The following is a 6,906-nucleotide window of genomic DNA, read 5'->3' as shown; positions in this document are numbered from 1 at the left end:
ATACGTTCCTCGCTCTAGGGAATGACCCTATTTAATCTTCTTCCAAAGTTTGAGTAGCTTAGTTCTCGGCACATTAGCCAAACTCCACCCTCGTCATTCCGACGAGCCTAGGCGAGATCAGGAATCTAATAACAGCTTACTTAAAGCAAACCTCTGCCCAGCGCGCCAGACCTGCGGTGACCGAACCAAAGTAGTTGCCGCTCACCACCGGAATGTTTGGCAGCACGGTCTGCACAGCATCACGCAAAATCGGTGAACGTGCCGAACCACCCGTCATAAAGATCGCATCCGGTTTCACGCCGGCTTGCTCTACCGCTTCAGTAACCAAAGCCGTCATCTTGTTCTTTGGTGATTCAATTGCTTCAATCATCTCATCACGTTGAACATCGACTTCAATCAACTCAGACAACAAGTTAATGCCCGCACGGTAAGACGCTTGGTCAGACAACGCGACTTTGGCTTCTTCTGCGCGGCGCACGATGTTGTAGCCCAGCGACTCATGGTAAACCTCTAACAAACGAGCCAACTTCTGAGGCTCTTGCGCTTGCTTGTGCAGCAGTTTCAACGCCGATAAGTTTTCACGTGAGTAGAAATCGCTCTGCGCTTCCACATTGTTGATCGCAATTGGGTTCCAGAACTGCGTGGTTGGCATCATGATGCCCGATTCCATCTTGCTCTCCATACCGAATGGGAACATAAGTTGTTTGAACGCCAAGGCGATATCCAAATCGTTACCACCAATACGCTGACCACTGTGCGCCAACAGACTTGCGGTACGGTCGGCTTTACCTCGCCAAGATGGTCCCATCTGAATCAAAGAACAGTCTGTCGTACCACCACCGATATCGACCACCAGAATGGTTTTATCTTCGGTTAGCGTTGCTTCGTATTCCAAGCCTGCGGCTACCGGTTCAAATTGGAATTCGATATTCTGAAAACCAGCGCGTTTTGCTGCTCTTAAAAGAATGCCTTCCGCTTGAATGTTCGCCGTCTCACCGCCACGACCGTGGAAGTTGATCGGACGACCAATCACCGCATCAGTAATGATTTGTTGTGCGCTGTTCTCTGCTTGCGCTTTGATGTTGTCCATCATGGCGCAAACCAGATCTTCAAAGAAGCTCAGCTGAACATCACGCAGACCAGAAGCACCGAGGAAAGACTTTGGAGACTTCACGTAATAGATATCGCGAGGATCTTCCAAGTAGCGTTTCAATGCCGCTTGACCAAACGCCATGTCTTCTGGCTCAAGTTCAATGCTTTCTTCACGATTAAGGTTGATCGCGCGACGCAAAACCTGCTCACCAACCTGATCGAAAGGTTTGATGCTGCGATGGCGGAACAAGTGTTCAGACACCGACTCACGCGTTGGTGCAGCAAGGGTGGAAGGAATGTAAGGGCTATTCCCTTCAAGGTTTAAAAGTTGCGATTCACCTTGTTCCATTTTCGCCACCGAACAGTTTGCGGTGCCGTAGTCAAAGCCAATATACATAAGTCCTCCCACTGACGAAAAAAAGGTCGGCGACCCTACCTCAACCTCAGTGGAATTACTACCGCAACTCAATGAAATAAGTGGTACTTACTCTTTTTCAGCTGGTTCTTTCTTCACCGATGGCAACACAACCGCGAGCAACAAAGCCAACAGCAGAAATACCGGAGTGAGCGTAAGCCCATGCCAAATGGAGTATCCGTCGTGGAACAACCAGAAAATGCCGACTGTCAGCAAGTACGCAAAGTAACTGCAGAACACCAAACTGATCGCGACAAATCGAGTACGATTGATGATCAGGATTCGCACCAAATACTGACTCATGATCCCAGCGCAATGTACCGCCATTTGCCAATTAATGATGAAACATGCCAGTGCGACAAACCCAGATACGACCAAGGCATCATGAGTATTGAGGATAAAATAGCTGCCGAAGCGGCTGATGATGATGGAATAGTCCCCTTCGTAGACGATCGACCAAGAAATGGCGTTTGCTGCAGCCACAAAGTTGGCAAAATAGGCGATGGCATAAAAGGTGGTTTGAGAACTGAACGGCTGAAAGACTTCGGAACAATAGCCCTGCCATTCTTTTTGATTCGACGTGGGTCCAACCCAGTTACGCTTTTTGTTTGGCACTCGCTCAGCAAATGCAGGACCATTGCGAAACAACAGCCAAAAAATATACAGCGCAAGTGCAACTAAGAGTATTGTAAGCATACCCTTCCCCTCCAGAAATGTCCTTTTCCACTGCCATTGGCGTTGGGGTCGTAAACTGCACTTCCCTGTTTTTGTGCTTAATCTTGTTTTAATGCATTGTTAAACATCTTAAATGTACTCACAACGGCAGTGACTACTTTATCACTACCATTATTAAGGTTTAGCACACGATGGACGGAATTGCTGAATCTAGATAGGCCACAGGGAGGGAAAGAAGTGGCCTGTACGAATGATTTATACTTCGAGCTTTTCTTCAAACACACCAAGTTCACGCCCCAACCAAATCGCACGCTCGGTATGATCACGTAACTCATTGTCGCTGACTGGATGAATTAGGACTGAAAAGCCACCTCTAATGGTATCAAGCCAAGCAAGAAACTCATCACTGACCGATTCAATATGCAGTTCAAACATTGGCATCTTATGCGGGCCGACTAATTTGCACACTAACGGAGATACTCGCAAGACGTCTTGGCGCTCCTGACGGATGATCTCATTGAGCGCTTGAGCTTTATCTTGTTGTTGAAGCGGAAAGTAAACATGAACGTGGTACATAACTTCTCCATGTGTATCACAGGCTTTAATTTTTCGTCACACTACCTTCATTCTATGACATTGGGAAGTCACAAGTGTCGTTCGATCGTCAAAGCGTGACAACGAGATTAACGTGTTACGACATTATCGTCTCAAACTGCTGATAAATCGTGCAATGTGTAAAATTTCACAAAACAATTTTATTACAAATTTCGTGTCAAGCTCAGTGAATCCCTTCAACTTTGAAATCGTACAATTCTTAAAAGCAGTATTTTATCCTAGAAAAGCACGGTGTAAGCGAAATTTTACTGATGAAGAAAACTCAAATTAAAGCACAATTTAACAATTTGTTTACACTTACTATATCTGGTTATACCAAGATTCATCACTGGATTAGGCGGTGTAAACAGCAGTATTAAGCGACGCCTTGTGTTTTACCAGAACACAGTTTTGCTAGAGAGACGGAAAAGAGGTGCGTCGATAACTAACAAAAACAACTGCAATCCTAGGTATGGCCTTTTGCGCTGATATCAAAGACTGAGTACCCATACAGACTTTGATTTAACAATAAGCAGCTGCAGTCCAAAAGACCCGCAGCTTCAAAAGGAGCTTGAGATGAACGTTCAGGCATTACCCATGCATCGGTTTATCGACCATGATGGGAACCTCGTCAGCCAACTACCCAACTGGGCTGACCTAGAAGTACTGGTCGGTTTTTACCAAGACATGGTATTAACTCGCACCTACGATAACAAAGCCGTTGCCCTGCAACGCACCGGCAAATTAGGCACCTACCCTTCACACCTTGGCTCGGAAGCCATTGGGATAGCGGTTGGCAGAGCACTAAAAGCCAGTGATGTCTTTGTTCCTTACTATCGCGACATGCCAGCGATGTGGTGTCGTGGTATTGGTATGGAAAAGAACCTGCAATACTGGGGAGGCGATGAACGCGGTAGCGACTTCGCACCAGAAGGCAGCCCATTCCCTAGCCGAGATTTACCTTTCTGTGTTCCTATCGCCACCCAATGTACTCATGCGGTGGGCGTTGCATCTGCACTGAAGATTCAAGGTAATCATGAGGCAGCTTTAGTGATGTGCGGTGACGGCGCGACATCTAAAGGTGACTTCCTCGAATCCGTCAACTGTGCGGGCGCTTGGAACATTCCATTAGTCTTTATAGTGAACAACAACCAGTGGGCCATCTCCGTACCGCGCACCTTACAATGCGCCGCGGAGTTTTTATCAGAAAAAGCCAAAGGTGCAGGTATTCCTGGCATTACTGTAGATGGTAATGACATCGTTGCGGTATTTGACGCAACAATGACTGCCCTCGACCGAGCCAGAAAAGGCAAAGGCGCGACGTTAATAGAAGCCGTAAGTTACCGCTTGAGCGATCACACCACTGCCGACGACGCAACCCGTTATCGTAATGAGGATGAAGTTCAAACGGCTTGGCAATATGAGCCCGTCCGTCGCCTTAAAGCCTTTCTCACCAATCAAGGCGTTTGGAGTAACGAGAAAGAGCAAGAGTGGCAAGCCCACTGCAAAGAACAAGTTGAACTCGCCGTTGAACGTTATCTCAATATGCCGAATCAAGCGCCTGAAACGGGCTTTGACTTCCTTTATGAATCCCTACCCCAAGAGCTTCATGCACAAAGAGATGAACTGATCAACAAAGCAATGCGAATGCAGGGAGGGAAACATGGCTGAACTGACGTTAGTTGAAGCAGTGAACCTCGCACTGCACCATGAAATGGAACGCGACCCGAATGTCATCGTCCTTGGCGAAGATGTGGGTGACAACGGCGGTGTATTCCGCGCCACTGTCGGACTCAAGCAAAAATACGGCCTTAAGCGCGTTATCGACACGCCATTAGCCGAAGCACTTATTGGCGGTGTCACTGTCGGGATGGCAACGCAAGGCTTAAGACCTGTCGCAGAGTTTCAATTCCAAGGCTTTGTCTTCCCCGCGCTGGAGCATTTAATGTGTCACGCAGCGCGAATGCGTAACCGTACTCGTGGTCGACTTACCTGCCCCGCAGTGTTCCGTGCACCTTTTGGTGGCGGTATTCACGCACCAGAACATCACTCTGAAAGTGTTGAAGCTCTGTTTGCTCACACCGCAGGTTTTAAGGTTGTGATTCCTTCCTCACCGCAACGTGCTTACGGTTTGCTCCTTGCAGCCATACGTAGCAACGATCCGGTAATGTTCTTCGAGCCGAAACGTATCTATCGCACTGTGAAATCAGAAGTGATTGATAACGGCGAGGCACTTCCTCTGGATACTTGCTTTACCTTACGCAAAGGTCGCGACGTCACATTAGTGACTTGGGGCGCATGCGTGGTTGAATCACTGCAAGCAGCTCAAACGCTGTCTAATCAGGGTATCGAAGTTGAGGTGATTGATTTAGCCAGCATCAAACCCATTGATACCGCGACCATCTTCCGTTCACTTGAGAAAACCGGACGCCTCTTGGTGGTACATGAAGCCAGTAAAACCTGTGGTGTCGGCTCAGAACTGCTAGCCAGAACCGCAGAACATGCGATGTGCCTACTCAAAGCGCCACCAAAACGCGTCACAGGTATGGATACCATTATGCCGTACTACCGCAACGAAGATTATTACATGGTTCAGGAAGAAGACATTGTACTCGCCGCGCGCGAACTCGTGGAGGATTGGAAATGAAGACGTTTAACTTACCCGATCTCGGCGAAGGTCTCGCTGAGTCAGAAATTGTGAAATGGCATATTAGTGTTGGCGATATGGTCCAACTCGATCAAATAGTACTTACCGTGGAAACCGCAAAAGCGACAGTGGATGTCCCTGCTCCTTATGGTGGTCGCATCGTCAGTCGTCACGGTGAAGAAGGTGATGTGATTAACATCGGTGCTCTACTTCTGGAAATCGATGAAACTGGGGCAGAACAAGCAGCTACAGAACAAAGGCAAACGGCTGATGCTGCAACCGTGGTGGGTAATGTCTCCCAGCACGCACATAGCGTGAATGTCGATGACTTCTGGATTGGCGGTGAACATAACCCCTCTCCCGATAATCTCATCAGCGCTCTCCCTTCGGCGCGTTTGTTAGCGAATAAACTAGGAGTCGATTTAGCGTCGGTGAAAGGTAGCGGCCCCGACGGTTTAATCCTTGATTCAGATATCTATGACGAAGCTGGCAAACAGCGCCCAGGAACAGAGGTGCTGAAAGGTGCACGTCGAACCATGGTGTCGACAATGGCGGAATCTCACCATAATGTCGCAGCAGTAACCATTACTGAGGAAGCGGTCTTAGATGGTTGGAAGCAAGGCGAAGACATCAGTATTCGTCTCGTCCAAGCCATTGTGCATGCTTGTCAGGAAGAACCCGCCATGAATGCATGGTTTGATGCGGAAACCATGACGCGTTGTGTCCACAGTACAGTCAACATCGGTATTGCGGTCGACAGCCGACACGGTTTGTACGTGCCTGTTCTTCGACACGCTGATGAGTATGAGCCGCAAGAGGTGCGCCGTTGGTTAGATCAAACCGTACAAGGTATACGCGAACGTAAGATTGGTCGTGATCAGTTACAGCACGCCACCATTACGCTTTCAAATTTTGGCGCAATTGCAGGTATCTACGCAACGCCTGTTGTAACTCCTCCGCAAGTTGCGATTGTCGGTGCGGGTCGAATCATTGAGAAGGTCGTAATTCGAGACGGGCAAGCTGTAGCAGTGAAAGCCATGCCGCTGTCGATTACGTTTGACCACCGAGCATGTACTGGTGGTGAAGCAGCAAGGTTCACAAAAGTACTGGCAGAGCACTTGAGAAAACCGAGTGTTTAGAGAACGCTTGTCACAAATAATAAAGGGCTTCCGATTTGAAGCCCTTTTGTTTTGAAGATGAATTTAAATGAGAGATTCCCTACTCGTTCATTCTTCACTCTAGGGAATGACGCTGTTTGGCCTGCGATCAACAAATAGCGCCGTAAAAACCTGACACTTAAAGGAAATTTCAACGGGTCATTCCAGCAAGCCTAAGCGCGACTAGGAATCTAATGGCAAAGTGCACTGCAGGGCTTTCATAGCAATGAACCCACAGCGCACTTTGATAACAGATTCTGAATTACGCTCAATGGTATGGACTCCCCACCTCAACTGACTGTGTCAGCTAAAGTTACAGGTACAAA

6 protein-coding genes are annotated in these 6,906 nt (G+C 48.0%); 3 read left to right on the top strand and 3 right to left on the bottom strand.

The window, feature by feature from the left end:
• Positions 1-136: 136 nt before the first annotated feature.
• The 3 genes from yegD to KIV40_RS25955 form a co-directional block, all read right to left on the bottom strand.
• The gene (yegD, locus tag KIV40_RS25965) at positions 137-1,489 is read right to left on the bottom strand and encodes a molecular chaperone (RefSeq protein ID WP_012129195.1); all 1,353 of its coding nucleotides are present in this window, start codon (positions 1,487-1,489) and stop codon (positions 137-139) included.
• A gap of 87 nt (positions 1,490-1,576) precedes the next feature.
• Positions 1,577-2,203: a hypothetical protein gene (locus KIV40_RS25960; RefSeq protein WP_005431501.1), complete on the bottom strand. Its 627-nt coding sequence runs from the start codon at positions 2,201-2,203 to the stop codon at positions 1,577-1,579.
• Between the two features lie 234 nt (positions 2,204-2,437).
• Positions 2,438-2,758, bottom strand: a complete 321-nt coding sequence (locus KIV40_RS25955) for a DOPA 4,5-dioxygenase family protein (protein WP_005431478.1) — start codon at positions 2,756-2,758, stop codon at positions 2,438-2,440.
• A gap of 594 nt (positions 2,759-3,352) precedes the next feature.
• Between KIV40_RS25955 and pdhA the strand changes: the two genes are divergently transcribed.
• Genes pdhA through KIV40_RS25940 form a run of 3 tightly spaced genes read left to right on the top strand, consistent with a single transcriptional unit; the run spans position 3,353 to position 6,562 of the window.
• Entirely contained in the window at positions 3,353-4,447 is a 1,095-nt protein-coding gene (gene pdhA, locus KIV40_RS25950; protein ID WP_012129193.1) for a pyruvate dehydrogenase (acetyl-transferring) E1 component subunit alpha, read from the top strand.
• Positions 4,440-5,423, top strand: a complete 984-nt coding sequence (locus tag KIV40_RS25945; RefSeq protein ID WP_005531531.1) for an alpha-ketoacid dehydrogenase subunit beta — start codon at positions 4,440-4,442, stop codon at positions 5,421-5,423. Before pdhA ends, KIV40_RS25945 begins: the two co-directional genes overlap by 8 nt.
• Positions 5,420-6,562 (top strand): dihydrolipoamide acetyltransferase family protein, encoded by a 1,143-nt coding sequence (locus KIV40_RS25940; protein ID WP_285352069.1) that lies wholly within the window; start codon positions 5,420-5,422, stop codon positions 6,560-6,562. The genes KIV40_RS25945 and KIV40_RS25940 overlap by 4 nt, the downstream gene beginning before the upstream one ends.
• The last annotated feature ends 344 nt before the right edge of the window (positions 6,563-6,906 follow it).

The organism is Vibrio sp. D173a (genome assembly GCF_030248475.1).
The sequence above is the reverse complement of the archived record's forward strand: the minus strand, read 5'-3'. Positions and strand labels throughout refer to the sequence as shown.

Excerpts from the sequence above, each read along its gene's own strand:
- pdhA (WP_012129193.1), top strand. The coding sequence starts at position 3,353 with ATGAACGTTCAGGCATTACCCATGCATCGGTTTATCGACCATGATGGG.
- KIV40_RS25940 (WP_285352069.1), top strand. The coding sequence starts at position 5,420 with ATGAAGACGTTTAACTTACCCGATCTCGGCGAAGGTCTCGCTGAGTCA.
- KIV40_RS25960 (WP_005431501.1), bottom strand. The coding sequence starts at position 2,203 with ATGCTTACAATACTCTTAGTTGCACTTGCGCTGTATATTTTTTGGCTG.
- KIV40_RS25955 (WP_005431478.1), bottom strand. The coding sequence starts at position 2,758 with ATGTACCACGTTCATGTTTACTTTCCGCTTCAACAACAAGATAAAGCT.
- yegD (WP_012129195.1), bottom strand. The coding sequence starts at position 1,489 with ATGTATATTGGCTTTGACTACGGCACCGCAAACTGTTCGGTGGCGAAA.
- KIV40_RS25945 (WP_005531531.1), top strand. The coding sequence starts at position 4,440 with ATGGCTGAACTGACGTTAGTTGAAGCAGTGAACCTCGCACTGCACCAT.